The sequence below is a fragment of the Flavobacterium sp. genome, from assembly GCF_043722275.1.
GTDB lineage: Bacteria > Bacteroidota > Bacteroidia > Flavobacteriales > Flavobacteriaceae > Flavobacterium.
In genome coordinates, this window is sequence record NZ_JAYSPC010000057.1 from 1 (window position 1) to 16,208 (window position 16,208).

Below are 16,208 nucleotides of genomic sequence, written 5' to 3' on the forward strand. Positions count from 1 at the left end.
GATTACCAAACGGTCCCGAGTTAGAAGCGGCGATTCATGCTGTTCTTGAAAAATACGGACATTCTAATAAACATAAATACAGAGCAGTTGTTTATTATTTATTGACAGTTCATTTTAAAAAAGAAAGTGTTTACAAATAAATCTTACCTGAATTAAAAACAAAAAGCGCCTAAAATGGCGCTTTTCTATCTATTGATTTTAGTTTTTAACGAATAGGAACTGGAAAAACCGGTAAACTGGCGTGTCCTAAAGCATCTACAGTTTGAATTGCAAAAAAGTAATTATCTTTAGAATAAGGAATTTCTGCTTTAGTATCTTTTACAAAAAAAGTTTTTTCCCAATGTGGTGATGAAGTTTCTCTCATCAAAATCTGATATCCGTACTGTGCTTTTCCTTCAGGAGCAGTCCAGGAAAACGAAGAAGAATTTGAAAGGTTTTTAACTTCAATACCTACATTTGTTGGCGCTTTTGGTGACCAGGCTAAATTTGCCAAAGTCGCTAAATTAGAACACGTATTTTTTCTTAGATAGTCAAAATCCATAAATTCAACAAGATCTCCATATTTAATTCCATTTTCAGTTCTTAAATCCTGATGCTGGTGATCAAAATTTTCATTCATTTCGCAAAAACGAACCGCTGTAAATCCGTTCTGACTAAACGGAGTATGATCGCCGCCGCGTAAAAAACGATCGTTTCTATAAACCAGTTTTACTTTTAATTGATCTACATATTGTTCTGTAACCGTTTTTATATATCGTGCCAATAATCTTGAAGGACTATCATTATCACGGCTTGTAGCTTTACGCATTTTAGCTTCGTCTTCGGTCTCCATAAACGGAATCGTTTCACTAAAAATTCTGATTTGTGTATTATCTCTTAAATTAGTTCCGCTTGACAAACTATTCCCAATCATATCATTATTAAGCATTGCAACAATATTCCAGTTTGATTCACGCGCATATTCTGCAAGATGGCGAGCGCCGTAAAGTCCTTGTTCTTCACCGGTTACAGCAACAAAAATAATTGTTGCCGGAAATGATCTTTTGCTCATAACCTTTGCCAGTTCTATTACCGCCGCAACACCGGATCCGTCGTCATTTGCGCCCGGAGCGTCTGATTTTACATTCATAACATCAGAAACTCTTGAATCAAGATGTCCGCTTATAATAAGGACGCGATTATCATTAGGATCAGTTCCTTTTAATGTGGCCATCACATTCCCAAGCTGACTGTCTTTTGCAATTCGCTTTCCATCAGCTTTTACAGTAAAATAATCAATTGTAGCAGTTAATCTTCCATTAGATTCCATCGCAAATTTATCAAACTCAGATTTTACCCATTGTTGGGCAGCACCAATTCCTTTTGTTTTGCTTTTAGTATCACTTAAAGTATGTCTTGTTCCAAAAGAAACTAATTTCCGAACTGTAATTTCAAGGTTTTCAGCTTTAACTTCAGAAATCATCTTTTTAATTTCAGGATCCTCAACAACTTGCGAAATGGCAATTTGTGTAAAAAACAGAAAGGTAAAAACAGAATAAAAAATGGTCTTTTTCATTGATTTGGTATTAATTTAGATCCTCAAATTTAATTAAAAAAAAGACAAACCTGAAAAAGATATTCAGACGCATTTTTTATCTAAAACATTTTTCGTCGTACCATTTTCAAACTTCGTACATTTGCACTTTAAAAACTCAGCTGCTTTACAGCTTAGAATCTCAAGAATATGATTGAAATAGGAAAATACAATACCCTTACTATATTACGTGATACCAAAGTTGGTTTATTTTTAGGAAATCCTCAAGAAGATCCTGAAGGAATTCACGATATATTATTACCCAATAAATACGTTCCAAACGAATTTGAAATAGGCGAAGAACTGATCGTTTTTGTTTATTTAGACCATGAACAACGTCCGGTTGCTACAACGCTTGAACCATATATATTACTGAATGAATTTGCACTTTTACGTGTAAATTACATCAATCAGGTTGGTGCTTTTATGGATTGGGGAATGGAAAAAGACATTCTTGTTCCGTTTAAAGAACAAGCCCGACCAATGGAAAAAGGAAAACGTTACTTAGTTTACCTTTATATGGACGAAAAAACGAATCGTTTAGTAGCGTCAAGTAAATTGAACCAATTTTTAAAGAACGATCAGCTTACAGTTGAAAATGGTGAAGAAGTTGATTTGATCGTTTCACATATTACCGAATTAGGTATCAATGTGATCATCAATGAGCAACACAAAGGTTTGTTGTACAAAGATGAAGTTTATGACGATGCTATCAGAACCGGAGACAGAATGATAGGATTTATTAAAAATATTCGTCCTGATAATAAAATTGATGTGGCGCTGCAAGTACAAGGATATCAAAGTATTGAACCAAACGCAGAAAAAATATTAGATGAATTAAGAGCCAATCGCGGTTTTTTACGTTTAAACGATGGTTCACATCCTGAGGATATTAAGACAGTTTTAAAAATGAGTAAAAAAACTTTCAAAAAAGCAATTGGAGCTTTATACAAAGATAAACTCATAGAAATCAAGGAAGACGGAATTTATCTCGTTAAAGAATAATTATTTTTTAAAATTTCAAATTTTAAAATTCCAAAACTCTACAAAGTGTTGGGATTTGGAATTTTTTTATTGGAATTTAGAATTTTTTATTGGAATTTTTTTCCCCAAAACAGGAAAGGCTACTCATTACAAGTAGCCTTTCCCTTTTTATTCTAGTTTTAAAAAAAATTGTAATTAAAAAAAAACAGAAATAAAATAAATTTGAATCCTTCAAAAAGTAAAACTTTAAAAATTTTAGAAATTACTTCCTGAAACGGTATGTCTTTAAATAATCTATACATTCATATTAAAAACGAAACATCAATTTCACGGCTCAGCCATTGGTTTAATAAAATAACGTATAGAAAGTTTGAATTAGCGTTTATTTCCTCTTTTCGTAATCAATCTTGTGCTAATTACACAAACAATCCAGCATTTAACCTTAGGTGCTACTATTTCCTTTTCGAAGTTTCAACAAATGAATAAATCATTTGCTCATTATTTAGGGATTTACTAATAAAAACCGTAAAAAAATGAGCGACAAATTTTTTAAATTTTCTCAAAAAAATCATTTTTTAGGTTAATAAATCAGTGAAAGAAAATCAATCTTAAATCGATGAAATAAAATGTATCTCATTGATTTCTAGGGTGTAAAATTACTTATTATTTTTTAAAACTAATGTTAAAAAATGTTATTTTTTGGAGGGCAATACCAATTGTTAACATTAGAAGTCATTTTCTCACAGACTTAAACTAAATTGAGTAGGTAAAAATGTAAAAATGCTTTATTTTTACACTATAATTATTTAAAATAAAACAAATAGTAATGGATTGGATAACTGTCAAAGAATTTGAAGATATAACATATAAAAAATGTAACGGAGTTGCAAGAATTGCATTTAACAGACCAAATGTTAGAAATGCTTTTCGTCCTAAAACAACTTCAGAATTATACCAGGCTTTTTACGATGCACAAGAAGATACTTCGATAGGAGTAGTTTTACTTTCTGCAGAAGGACCATCAACTAAAGACGGAGTATATTCTTTTTGCAGCGGTGGAGATCAAAACGCACGCGGACATCAGGGATATGTAGGTGAAGATGGTCAGCATCGTTTGAATATTCTTGAAGTACAGCGTTTAATTCGTTTCATGCCTAAAGTAGTAATTGCAGTAGTTCCCGGTTGGGCAGTTGGCGGCGGACATAGTTTACACGTAGTTTGTGATTTGACATTAGCAAGTAAAGAACACGCAATTTTTAAACAAACGGATGCTGATGTTACCAGTTTTGATGGTGGTTACGGATCTGCTTATCTGGCTAAAATGGTTGGTCAGAAAAAAGCGCGTGAAATTTTCTTTTTAGGAAGAAATTATTCTGCTCAGGAAGCGATGGATATGGGAATGGTAAATGCCGTTATTCCTCACGATGAATTAGAAGATACAGCTTTTGAATGGGCTCAGGAAATCCTTCAAAAATCACCAACTTCTATAAAAATGCTAAAATTCGCCATGAATTTAACAGACGACGGAATGGTTGGTCAACAAGTTTTTGCCGGTGAAGCCACTCGTTTAGCCTATATGACCGAAGAAGCAAAAGAAGGAAGAAACGCTTTCTTAGAAAAAAGAAAACCAAATTTTGGTGATAATAAATGGTTACCGTAAAAAGTTAAAAATTGTTTCAGGTTTCAAGTTTCAAGTTGTGAAACCAGAACTTGAAACTTGAAACCTGAAACAAAAAATTAAACAAAACAAAATTAAAAATAATGAAACACTGGATTGAAGCCGCGCGTTTGCGCACATTACCTTTATCAGTTTCCGGAATTATAGTTGGAAGTATTTATGCGCTTTCAAACCCAACCGAAGCCATTAATACGCCAACCGAAGTATTCAGCTGGAAAATTTTTGGTTTTGCCTTATTAACAACACTTGGTTTACAGGTTTTATCCAATTTTGCAAATGATTACGGAGACGGAGTAAAAGGAACCGATAATTTAGACAGAATAGGACCAAAGCGTGCTATTCAAAGCGGAGTTATTACGCCGCAAGCCATGAAAAAAGCAATAATAATCACTTCAATATTAACATTATTATCGGCAATTATCCTGATTTATTTTGCATTTGGCGAAACGAATTTCGGATATTCTATCTTTTTCTTATTACTTGGAATTACCGCAATTGTTTCCGCAATTCGTTATACAGTAGGTAATTCGGCTTACGGATATAAGGGTTTTGGAGATTTATTCGTTTTTATATTCTTTGGTCTTGTAAGTACAATAGGCGTTAACTTTTTATATTCTAAAGAAGTTGATCCGCTTTTGATTCTTCCCGCAATTTCAATTGGTTTATTAAGCGTAGGAGTTTTAAACCTGAACAATATGCGTGATGAAGAATCAGACAAAAAATCAGCAAAAAATACAATCGTAGTACAAATTGGTGGAGCAAAAGCTAAAATTTACCATTTTACTTTAATAATTACAGCAATGCTTCTTGTGGTTATTTTTGCATTTTTAAGCGATTATAATTTCGATCAGTATCTGTTTTTATTGGCATACATACCTTTAACTAAACATTTAATTACCGTTTATAAAAACCAAGATCCCAAGTTGTTAGATCCTGAATTGAAAAAACTGGCATTAAGTACATTTTTACTTTCTTTATTATTAACAATATGTATGATTTCATTGATTTCAGACATAATCGTGAATCTTTTCTTAGGCGGAAGATAAACAAAGTTCAACTTTAAAATTTTATAAAAATGAAAATTACATTTTACGGACACGCATCTTTAGGCATCGAAGTTGGAGGAAAACACATACTTGTAGATCCATTTATTACAGGAAATCCAAAAGCTTCAGCAGTAGACATAAACACCATAAAAGCAGACTATATTTTGCTTACACACGCACATGGCGATCACGTTCTTGACGTTGAAGCTATTGCAAAACGTACTAACGCAACGATTGTTTCAAACGCAGAAATCACAAGTTATTACGCCCAAAGAGAATTAAAAGCGCACCCAATGAATCACGGTGGAAGCTGGAATTTTGATTTTGGGAAAGTAAGATATGTAAATGCAATTCACTCAAGTTCTTTCCCTGATGGAACTTACGGCGGAAATCCGGGTGGTTTTGTTATCGAAAGCGAGCACAAAAACATCTATATCGCCGGAGATACAGCCCTTACATTTGATATGAAATTGATTCCATTGCGCACAAAATTGGATTTAGCTATTCTGCCAATCGGAAACAATTTTACAATGGATGTTGAAGATGCTATTATTGCTTCAGATTTCGTTGAATGCGATAAAATTTTAGGATATCATTTTGATACTTTCGGTTATATCGAGATCAATCACGAAGACGCAATCCGTAAATTTTTCGATAAAGGAAAAGATTTAATGCTTCTCGAAATCGGAGAATCAATCGAATTGTAATAAATTTATTTTTTGACTAAAGTGTAGAAATTGTCATCCGGAGCGGAGTGAATTGTCATCCTGAGCGGAGTCGAAGGATTAGTACGATTTGGAATTTGGATTTTAAAAAATTGGAGTTTCAATTTTAGGAGCTATTTCCCGCTTTCGGCTATATCTTTTTTGAGTCGATGAAAAATCTACTCAAAAAAGGATACCGCCTCTATCAGGGCTAGGGCTTTAGTTTTCATAATGAAAATTATTTTGGCACAATATATGTCATTTCGATAGAAGAGAAATTTGATCTTTGTGTTATTTGAGTAAATCAAGTTGTTAGATTAAACGAAATAAGCTTTTTAGACTGGGCAAAAATGAACTTTGAACTGATAGAAATCTATTTGTCAGACTGAGCGGAGTCGAAGTCCATCAAAAGTAATTCAAAACTTAATCATTTTAATCTATAATAGCTGTGGCAAACAAAAAATTAGAGAAAATTAGTGTAATGAGTGGTAAAAAAATCAATATGACTTTTAAAAAATTAGCCCTATTCCTTTTAATAACAGTTTCTTATAATACGTTTGCACAAAAAGACGGTTATTGGGACAAGGAACGTGCAACTACAAAAGAAATTATTGTTTCAGCACGTGACAGAATTACCATTAAAACGGAAGATTTACCCATAGGAACAACTGAAATTGTATACAGAATTACACTTTTAGATGAAAACCAGCAAATGACAAGCAGTTTGGTTTCAATGTTAAAGGCAATTCCGGATCCTTACGGAATTGGTCAAGGTTCTGCCGGCGCTGTTTTTTTAATGTCAAAAATTGCAGGAGACGATTCATGTACTTATGCATTGTTTACGTCAAATGACGACGCAAAAAAATACGTTGATGACGGTAAAACCGAAAAAGCGTGTTACGCTCAGGTTGATCCGGTGAACAAAGATGCTAAAAGATTGTCTATCGATAAATCATCCTGTATTAAACAAAACAGTACTACAATTTGGTTTGGGTTTACGAGTAAAAACTGGGTTTTAAATCAAAAAGTAGTTTTAGAAGTTGTGCCGTGGGTGGATACAAAACTGAATCGCGGCTGGAATCAAGACAACAAAAACGAAATCATTAGTCTTTGTAAAACATCGACAATGGCGCAAAAAATGGCCAACTCTGATGATTTTTGCGTTTGTATTCTGGAAAAAATAATGAAACAATATCGTTATACAGAATTTCAGAAATTATTAGCAATCGAAAAAACCAAAGCATATAAAGACTTCGGAAATGCTTGTTATCAAGACGTTGATATCTCTAAAAACGTTTACAATGACTTGAGAACTCAGGCTTCGACATTAATAAAATTACAAAAATACAACGAAGCAATTCAAAAGTTAAATACAATTATTAGCGACGGAAAAGCAACGGCATTAGATTACAGTTCCATTGGTTACAGCTACATATTAACCAAACAATATGCAAAAGCAATAAAATCCCTTAAAGAAGGCGAAAAATTAGACGATACCGAATTAATGGTAAAACTTAATTTAGCACACGTTTATTTAGTAAGTGACGATTACAGCGAAGCCAAAGCAATCTACAAAAAATACCAAACTCAAAACGTTACAGATAGTTTGAGCTGGAAAGAAAAAACAAAACAGGACTTTATAGTTTTCGAAAAAGCAGGTTTACCATCAAAAGATTTCGAACGAGTTTTAAAACTTTATAATTAAACAGTTTTTACCATATAAGTGATATAAGTTCATTTAAATATGCTCACGCTAAACTTATAATTACTTATATCACTTATATGGTTTAATAAAAAAACATGAAAGCGACTTACCATAAATACATGCTCGATTTTAAACGTCCTTCCGGAACTTCCAGAGGCGTTATGACCGAAAAAGAAACCTGGTTTATTGTTCTTGAAGAAAACGGTAAAAAAGGAATAGGCGAGTGCGGAATATTACGTGGTTTAAGTGCAGACGATCGCGACGATTATCAAGCAAAAATCCAGTGGGCATGCGAGAATATTCATCTTGGAGAAACCGCATTATGGGAATCATTATTAGAATTTCCGTCCATACAATTCGGAATTGAAATGGCTTTTTTATCGCTTAAAAGTGAAAATCCTTATTTGTTATTTCCTTCCGATTTTACCAATAATTCAAAATCAATTATCATAAATGGTTTGGTTTGGATGGGAGAAGCTTCGTACATGAAACAACAAATCGAAGAGAAATTAGCTGACGGTTTTAATTGTATAAAACTCAAAATTGGCGCTATCGATTTTGAAAAAGAATTAGAATTATTACACTTTATCAGAACTCATTTTTCAGCAGAACAAATCGAAATCAGAGTAGATGCTAACGGAGCTTTTGCTTTGAATGAAGCTTTAGATAAGCTGAATCAATTAAATCAATTTCAGCTTCATAGCATTGAACAGCCAATCAAAAAAGGCAATATCGAAGCAATGGCAAAGTTGTGTAAAACAACTCCATTTCCTATTGCATTAGATGAAGAATTAATTGGAATTTTTACATTAGAAGAAAAAGAAAAATTATTAAAGGAAATCAAACCTCAATACATTATTCTTAAACCAAGTTTTATTGGTGGATTTAGAGGAACAAAAGAATGGATTGATCTCGCTGATAAATACAATATTGGCTGGTGGATCACATCAGCTTTAGAAAGTAATATAGGACTGAATGCAATTGCCCAATGGACATTTATTCAAAATTCAAAAATGCCGCAAGGCTTAGGAACCGGATCACTTTACACCAATAATTTTGATTGTCCTCTTGAAGTTTCAAAGGGACAATTGTGGTACAATTCAACTAAAAAATGGCATTCTTTTTTTGAAGGTCCAAAGTAACAAAGGTTCAGAGTATACAAATGTGAGACCTTTGTAACTTAATAAATCTGTAGCCTCTGAACCTTTTTTTAACCTTTTAACCTACTTTACTCTTTTCCTCCAGTTAAATTGTCTTGCCATTCTTTTAATTTTTTCCACTTTCCTTCATATGCAAGTAATGCTTGTTTAGCCCATGTACCAGGATTATGAATTGTGAAATTTTCTCCGCCAGTATCTAATACAGCCTGCATTTTTTCGATAGATAATTGCGATAAATGCTTCCACGTCGTTATTCCGGCAGCATTAAACAAGCTTTCTATTTTAGGTCCGATTCCTTCAATTATTTTTAAGTCATTTTCTTTTATCGTTTTTCCATAGACTCTTGTAAAAGATAAGCTATCAAATATAAATGATGGAGCGGTGCTAGTAAAAGATTGTTTTGTAGCATTTATTGAAGTTTTAGCTTTTAAATCAGCTTCTAATGTTGCAATTTTGGCATCTAATTTCTTTGTGTTTTTGTTACACTCATTTAAATGTGTTTTTAATGATATAGTTGAATCATCATCAGCATTCATTTTTCCTAATAAGTAACCCAAAATTCCACAAATTAACCCTACTACGATAGGTATTAATATACAAGGTAAATTCATAATAATATATTTTAATTGTTTATTTTATTGTAATTACAGTTCTTCTGTTCTTTGCTTTTCCTTCTTCAGTTGTATTTTCCTTAACAGGTTCATCCGGTCCTTTAGATTCCGTTAAAATACGGCTGGCTTCAATACCTTTTTTTACTAAATAATTTTTAGAAAACTCTGCACGTTTTTGGGCAATAATAACATTGACATTTCGAGTTCCCACATTATCTGAATGTCCAACAATTAGTATAACTGCATCTTTAATATTTTTCATATAAGTATTTATCTCATCAACTTTTTGCTTTTCGATGTCACTTAATAGATTACTGCTTTTATTAGTATCGAAATGGAAAATTAACGGATCAGAATTTATTTTTGCTTTCAAAACACTCCATTTCTCGTGTGCGTTGGCACTGTCTGAATTTTCAAATTTATAGGTCACAGGTCCTAAAAGTGTGTCATTGTTCGTTGTCCAGCTATCGATTATTTCATGCTTGATAGTTAACTGTGAAGCGTTTAATCCTTTTGATATAAAATATCTTCTAACTTCGTTCGCTCTTCCATAACCAAGATCATTAGAACTTGTATTATTTGTTTCGTTGCTAACAGCAAAACCGGTCAAAGTAATTTTTTGATCAGGATTCGCGACTAAAAACTCTTTAAGCTTTTCAATTCCTATTGTAATGGAATCACTAACTGGAAGAATAATTCCGGAACTGTTTTTTAGAAATTTGAGATTATCAGTTGTCTGATACTCAATTGCGGGACCATTAATACTAAATGGTACAAATTTGCCCTTTGTAATTATTACATTCTGATTCTCAACATTCTCAGATGTCGGTGTTTTTACACAGCAATTGCAACAAAATTTCATATACAAAAAAGTACCTAAAATGATTGTTATCGCAATGCCTAATAAATAAAGTGCTTTTTTAGTCATAGAAATAAATTTAAAGTTGCACCAAATTTAGTTACAGACTAATATGCATTTGTGCTTCAATACGCTATTTTTGTATCATTATACGGTAATCATAAATTTGGTTATAACAATTATGTAAATACGAAACATTAATGATATGATTTCGAAATGCATTTAATTTTTAACCAAATTAAGTAACTTGCATAAAATTAATTTAAGACAGAAAATGGTCGAAATAGAAAGAAAATTTCTTGTAAAATCAACCGATTTTAAAGAACAGGCCTTTACTAAAAATAATATTGCTCAGGGCTATTTAAGTTCAATACCAGAAAGAACTGTGCGCGTTAGAATTAAAGGAAATAAAGGCTTTATTACAATAAAAGGAATTAGTCAACAAGGCGGAATGTCACGTTTTGAATGGGAAAACGAAATACCGATAGATGAAGCTCAGGAATTACTTAAATTATGTGAAAAAGGTAAAATAGAAAAAACTCGTTTTGAAATAAAATCCGGAGATCACATTTTTGAAGTGGATGAGTTTTATGGAGAAAATGAAGGTTTGATTATGGCCGAAATCGAATTAAAATCTGAAACTGATACATTCGAAAAACCGGAATGGCTGGGAAAAGAAGTAACCAACGACGAAAGATATTACAACGCTTATTTAAGCAAAAATCCCTTTAAAGACTGGGCGAAACAATAAAGTTATGACAGAACAATATGATCTAATCATTGTTGGAGGTGGTCCAATTGGGCTTGCTTGTGCAATAGAGGCTCAAAAGAAAAACTTACGTTATTTGATTATCGAAAAAGGCGCAATTGTAAATAGTATTTTCAACTATCCTTTATATATGACATTTTTTTCTACAGCAGAAAGGCTGGAAATAGGCGATATTCCGTTTAGTTGTCTGGCACCAAAACCCGGCCGTCAGGAAGCTTTAGAATATTACAGAAATATTCACCGCTATTTTAAATTTTCAATCAATTTATTTGAAAAAGTAACTCAGGTTCAGAAATTAGAAAATACTTTTTTTAAAATTACCACAGATAAATCTTCTTATGAATCTAAAAATGTAGTGATTGCAACTGGTTTTTATGATATGCCGATTGAAATGAACGTAAAAGGTGAGGAATTATCTAAAGTACGTCATTATTATAAAGAAGCACACGAATATGCTTTTAGAAATATTTTAGTTGTTGGAGCTAATAATTCTTCTGTAGATGCAGCGTTAGAATGCTGGCGAAAAGGAGCGAATGTAACAATGGTTATTCGTAAAAATGAAATCAACAGCAGAGTAAAATATTGGGCAAAACCAGATATTGAAAACCGAATTGAAGAGGGAAGCATAAAAGCGTATTTTCAATCTAATATTACTGAAATTAGAGAAAATGAAGTAGAAATTGACACTCCAAATGGAAAAGTTACGATAGAAAACGATTTTGTATTAGCCTTAACCGGATACAAACCAGATTTGACTTTTCTTGAAAATATGGGAATTCAATTATCTGAAGATGAGCTAAAAACGCCAACTTATAATCCTGAAACTATGGAAACAAATGTTGAAGGTTTGTTTCTTGCCGGAGTTATTTGTGGCGGAATGCACACTCATAAATGGTTTATTGAGAATTCACGTGTTCATGCTAATATGATTGTGGATTATATTACTTCAAAGTAAAACTTTATCACTACCAGTGCAATAGCAAAGATGCTAAGCAATTTCACGAATTTTTGAGTGAAAAACATGTCAGATTGAGCGAAGTCGGAATGCACGCAAAGTGTTCTCGACTTCGCTCGAACTGACAATAAAAATGAGTTTAATTTAGGGCAATAAAATTTAAGAACTACAGGAAAGCATAGAACAGCCTACTTTTGATCTAGCCCAATCCGGTCGTTTTGCAAACCATTTTTCATATTCCGGTTGTTCGTCATATGGTTTTTGCAATAATAAGTACAATTCATCAATTAAAGAATAATCTCCTTTATCAGCCGCATCTATTGCCAGTTGTGACATATAATTCCTCAACACATATTTAGGATTTATGTTGTTCATTTTTGCTGAACGAACTTCTTCTGATAATTCTTCTGCGTTTAATCTTTCGATATAAACAGTAAGCCATTTTTTCCAGGATTCAAGAATTTCTCCTTTGATTTCTTCAGGAATATAAAAAGAATCTTTAACCTTTTCAATTGCATTTTCAACCGAATCAACTTTTTTAATCTGACTCAGATTTCTAAAAAATATCGTCATATCAGTTTCAGATAATTGTAAAACCGCTTCTAAAGCTGTAATCAATTTGTCATCAGTTTCAGTTGAAGTAAAGATTCCTAATTTGCTTAAAAACATTGTTTTATAATCAGAATCAAAATCAGTAAAAAATGATTCTAATATTTTTTCCAAGGGTTCCGCTTCATTAATTAATGGATATAGTGCATTTGCCAATTGATACAAATTCCATTGTGCAATTTGAGGCTGATTACCAAATCGATATCTTCTGTTTTGACTGTCGGTTGTGTTTGGTGTCCAATTTGGGTCATAATTTTCTAACCATCCGTAAGGACCATAATCAATCGTGATTCCGTGAATCGACATATTATCCGTATTCATAACGCCGTGTACAAAACCAACACGTTGCCAATGCAAAATCATTTCACGTGTTTTATCCGCAACAGATTTAAAAAACTGTAAATATTGTTCTTTTGGTTCGCCTTTAATCTCAGGGAAATAATGTTTGATATTGTATTCTGTAAATTCTTTTAAATTTTTAAGCTCATTTCGAGCCGTCAGCATTTCAAAACTTCCAAAACGGATAAAAGACGGAGCCACACGACAAACAATTGCACCTTTTTCATAAGCTGGATTTCCGTTATATAAAATATCACGTAATACCTGATCACCGGATAACATCAGCGAAAGCGATCGGGTAGTGGGAACGCCCAAATGATACATCGCTTCGGCACATAAATATTCCCTTACTGAAGAACGTAAAACGGCCAAACCATCAGCGGTTCTGGAATATGGTGTTTTTCCCGCACCTTTTAACTGGAGCGTAAAAAAGGCATCATTGTGTTCAATTTCGGTTAAATTAATCGCACGTCCATCGCCTAATTGTCCTGCCCAATTCCCAAATTGATGTCCGGCATAACACATGGCATAAGGTCGGGTTTCAGGGAGAATTTCCTTTCCAGAAAAAGTATTCAAAAAGGATTCTGACTGAATTTCATCAGCAGAAATTCCTACCAAATCAGCAACTTCTTTTGAAGCGTGAATTAGACTTGGATGTGAAGGTTTTTCAGGATCTACATACGAGAAAAGTGCATTTTTAACCTGACGAATTTCATTAGTTTCATCTGGATCGGCTGGTAATTCAGCAGTAAATCTGTTATTTATTTTTAAATTTTTCATTTGAGTTTTTTCTTGCCACAGATTAAAATGACTTAAAAGTATTATTAAACTGTAAAAGGATTACATATAATTAAAGAAAAATCATTTTAATCTCTCTAATCTGTGGCATTTTTTAAATTATTTTATCGGCGTACAAATTTTTCAATTTTTGTACTTTCGGATCAATTACGATTTGGCAATAACGCGCATCCTGATTGTTATTATAATAGTTTTGATGCTCTCCTTCAGCATTATAAAATACTCCAAAAGATTTTAATTCAGTTACAATTGGATCTTCGTATAAAGATATAACTTCTTCAAAAACTTTTTCTGTAATTGTTTTTTGTTCTTCATCATGATACAAAATAATAGAACGATATTGTGTTCCCTTATCTGCACCCTGACGATTTAAAGTTGTTGGATCGTGACTCGTCATAAATATATAGATCAAATCATGATATGAAATTATGTCAGGATTAAAAGTAACTTGTATGACTTCGGCATGACCGGTTCTGCCAGTACAAACTTCACGATAAGGCGGATTTTTAATAAAACCTCCCGAAAAACCTGATTTTAAGGATTCAATTCCCTTTAAACGTTGAATTACTGCTTCAATACACCAAAAACATCCACCAACAAAAGTAGCGACTGATAAATTTTCCATAAAAGTATTGTTTAATTTTACTTGCCCTATTAATCCGATAGAATATTATGATGAATTATTAACAAAACAACAATTTAATTAAATATACTAAACGGTTATTGAATGTTTGAAGTTTGCAATTGATAAATTCGCAATTATGTAAAAAAGCAATATATTTGCAATCAAACTCAGGCACACTAATGAATAGCAAAAATAGTACCACCACTTTAGAAACTTATTTTCAAGAATTTAGACAACATATTGTTGGAATTGATCAGGAATTTTCTTCGCCATATGGCAAAAAAAAGATCATTTATACAGATTGGACTGCCAGCGGAAGGTTATATAGACCAATTGAAGAGAAACTTCTGAATGCTTTTGGGCCTTTTGTAGCTAATACTCATACAGAAACTACTGTGTCAGGTACTGCCATGACAAAGGCGTATCATCATGCAAGAAATATTATAAAACGTCATGCAAACGCAAATAATGATGATGTTTTAATTACTGACGGAACCGGAATGACTGGTGTTGTCAATAAATTTCAACGTATTTTAGGCTTAAAGATTCCTGAGAACCTGAAAGATTTTATTACTGTTCCCGCAGAAAAAAAACCAATTGTTTTTATTTCACATATGGAACATCATTCGAATCAAACTTCCTGGTTAGAGACGATTGCTGATGTTGAAATTATTCCGTCTTGCGAAAAAGGACTTTTTTGTTTGGATAATTTAGCTTTATTGCTTGAAAAATATGCTGACAGAACGATAAAAATTGCTTCGATTACTTCATGCTCAAATGTTACGGGTTTGAAAACTCCTTTTCATGAAGCGGCAAAATTAATGCATCAAAATAATGGAGTTTGTTTTGTAGACTTCGCATGTTCAGGACCTTATGTCGAAATTGATATGCATCCTGAAGATCCTGAATCTTATCTTGATGCCATTTTCTTTTCACCTCATAAATTTTTAGGTGGTCCCGGAACTTCGGGAGTTTTAATTTTTAATAAAAAACTCTACAATAATATGATTCCTGATTGTCCCGGCGGAGGAACCGTGAGTTGGACAAATCCTTGGGGTGAACATAAATATATTGATAATATCGAGGATCGCGAAGATGGCGGAACTCCTGGTTTCCTTCAGGTTATCAAAACTGCTTTGGCAATTGAGCTAAAGGAAGAAATGGGAATTGAAAATATTTTGCAGCGCGAACACGAAATTGTTGATTTTGTTTTTAATGAACTAGATGCTGTTTCTAATATAAAGATTTTGGCTGGACAACATCAAAATCGTTTGGGTGTAGTTTCATTCTTTATCGAAAATCTTCATTTTAATTTAGGAGTAAAATTACTGAATGATAAATTCGGAATTCAAACCAGAGGAGGATGCAGTTGCGCCGGAACTTACGGGCATTTTTTATTGCACGTAGATCAGGAAACTTCAAATAAATTGGTTGATGAAATTACAATTGGTGATTTAATCAAAAAACCGGGATGGATTAGAATGTCGATTCACCCAACTACCACAGATCAGGAAATTGCTTTTGTTTGTACAAGTATCAAAGATTTAGCTGAGAATCACGAAACCTGGGCTTTGGATTATTCTTATAATAAAAATACAAACGAATTTATTCATAAAAATGCTAATTCATTTGAGGATGAATTGGTTGCAGGTTGGTTTAAATCTTAATGTTTTTATAATCACAAAGTTTTAACTAAAGTAAACCCGACAGGTTTTAAAAACATAAGTGTTCGGAAGATATTTTAAGTTGTATTAAATAGTGGTGATTTACTGGGATCTCCATCGCAGATTACC

15 protein-coding genes are annotated in these 16,208 nt (G+C 32.8%); 10 read left to right on the forward strand and 5 right to left on the reverse strand.

Annotation, left to right across the window (positions count from 1 at the left end):
* Nucleotides 1–140: DUF2853 family protein (locus ACHZDT_RS07460; protein WP_394774014.1), on the forward strand; the 140-nt coding region annotated here is incomplete at its 5' end.
* Nucleotides 141–205: 65 nt separating this feature from the next.
* On the opposite strand, the gene ACHZDT_RS07465 is transcribed toward ACHZDT_RS07460, so the two are convergent.
* The gene (locus tag ACHZDT_RS07465; protein WP_394774001.1) at nt 206–1,555 is read right to left on the reverse strand and encodes a M28 family metallopeptidase; all 1,350 of its coding nucleotides are present in this window, start codon (nt 1,553–1,555) and stop codon (nt 206–208) included.
* 168 nt (nt 1,556–1,723) lie between these two features.
* On the opposite strand from ACHZDT_RS07465, the gene ACHZDT_RS07470 reads away from it, so the two are divergent.
* From ACHZDT_RS07470 to ACHZDT_RS07495, 6 genes are all read left to right on the forward strand, one after another.
* Entirely contained in the window at nt 1,724–2,578 is an 855-nt protein-coding gene (locus ACHZDT_RS07470; protein WP_394774002.1) for a S1 RNA-binding domain-containing protein, read from the forward strand.
* Nucleotides 2,579–3,383: 805 nt separating this feature from the next.
* Nucleotides 3,384–4,217 (forward strand): 1,4-dihydroxy-2-naphthoyl-CoA synthase, encoded by an 834-nt coding sequence (locus ACHZDT_RS07475; protein WP_394774003.1) that lies wholly within the window; start codon nt 3,384–3,386, stop codon nt 4,215–4,217.
* A 101-nt stretch (nt 4,218–4,318) separates the two neighbouring features.
* Nucleotides 4,319–5,281: a 1,4-dihydroxy-2-naphthoate octaprenyltransferase gene (menA, locus tag ACHZDT_RS07480; RefSeq protein ID WP_394774004.1), complete on the forward strand. Its 963-nt coding sequence runs from the start codon at nt 4,319–4,321 to the stop codon at nt 5,279–5,281.
* A gap of 29 nt (nt 5,282–5,310) precedes the next feature.
* Nucleotides 5,311–5,988: a metal-dependent hydrolase gene (locus ACHZDT_RS07485; RefSeq protein WP_394774005.1), complete on the forward strand. Its 678-nt coding sequence runs from the start codon at nt 5,311–5,313 to the stop codon at nt 5,986–5,988.
* A 499-nt stretch (nt 5,989–6,487) separates the two neighbouring features.
* Nucleotides 6,488–7,690 (forward strand): tetratricopeptide repeat protein, encoded by a 1,203-nt coding sequence (locus ACHZDT_RS07490; protein ID WP_394774015.1) that lies wholly within the window; start codon nt 6,488–6,490, stop codon nt 7,688–7,690.
* 95 nt (nt 7,691–7,785) lie between these two features.
* Complete coding sequence (locus ACHZDT_RS07495) at nt 7,786–8,832, forward strand: o-succinylbenzoate synthase (protein WP_394774006.1); 1,047 nt, start codon at nt 7,786–7,788, stop codon at nt 8,830–8,832.
* A gap of 86 nt (nt 8,833–8,918) precedes the next feature.
* On the opposite strand, the gene ACHZDT_RS07500 is transcribed toward ACHZDT_RS07495, so the two are convergent.
* On the reverse strand, nt 8,919–9,461 hold the full coding sequence (locus tag ACHZDT_RS07500; RefSeq protein ID WP_394774007.1) for a hypothetical protein: 543 nt from the start codon (nt 9,459–9,461) through the stop codon (nt 8,919–8,921).
* Between the two features lie 19 nt (nt 9,462–9,480).
* Nucleotides 9,481–10,389 carry an OmpA family protein gene (locus tag ACHZDT_RS07505; protein ID WP_394774008.1) on the reverse strand — a complete coding sequence of 303 codons (909 nt, stop codon included), beginning with the start codon at nt 10,387–10,389 and terminating at the stop codon, nt 9,481–9,483.
* A gap of 205 nt (nt 10,390–10,594) precedes the next feature.
* On the opposite strand from ACHZDT_RS07505, the gene ACHZDT_RS07510 reads away from it, so the two are divergent.
* Both ACHZDT_RS07510 and ACHZDT_RS07515 read left to right on the forward strand, forming a co-directional pair.
* Nucleotides 10,595–11,071, forward strand: a complete 477-nt coding sequence (locus tag ACHZDT_RS07510; RefSeq protein WP_394774009.1) for a CYTH domain-containing protein — start codon at nt 10,595–10,597, stop codon at nt 11,069–11,071.
* Nucleotides 11,072–11,075: 4 nt separating this feature from the next.
* Entirely contained in the window at nt 11,076–12,044 is a 969-nt protein-coding gene (locus ACHZDT_RS07515) for a YpdA family putative bacillithiol disulfide reductase (protein WP_394774010.1), read from the forward strand.
* Nucleotides 12,045–12,203: 159 nt separating this feature from the next.
* Here ACHZDT_RS07515 and ACHZDT_RS07520 read toward each other — a convergent pair whose 3' ends face one another.
* Together ACHZDT_RS07520 and msrA are read right to left on the reverse strand one after the other, a co-directional pair.
* Nucleotides 12,204–13,772 carry a YdiU family protein gene (locus ACHZDT_RS07520; RefSeq protein WP_394774011.1) on the reverse strand — a complete coding sequence of 523 codons (1,569 nt, stop codon included), beginning with the start codon at nt 13,770–13,772 and terminating at the stop codon, nt 12,204–12,206.
* A 112-nt stretch (nt 13,773–13,884) separates the two neighbouring features.
* Entirely contained in the window at nt 13,885–14,415 is a 531-nt protein-coding gene (gene msrA, locus ACHZDT_RS07525) for a peptide-methionine (S)-S-oxide reductase MsrA (RefSeq protein ID WP_394774012.1), read from the reverse strand.
* A 179-nt stretch (nt 14,416–14,594) separates the two neighbouring features.
* On the opposite strand from msrA, the gene ACHZDT_RS07530 reads away from it, so the two are divergent.
* On the forward strand, nt 14,595–16,082 hold the full coding sequence (locus tag ACHZDT_RS07530; protein WP_394774013.1) for an aminotransferase class V-fold PLP-dependent enzyme: 1,488 nt from the start codon (nt 14,595–14,597) through the stop codon (nt 16,080–16,082).
* The last annotated feature ends 126 nt before the right edge of the window (nt 16,083–16,208 follow it).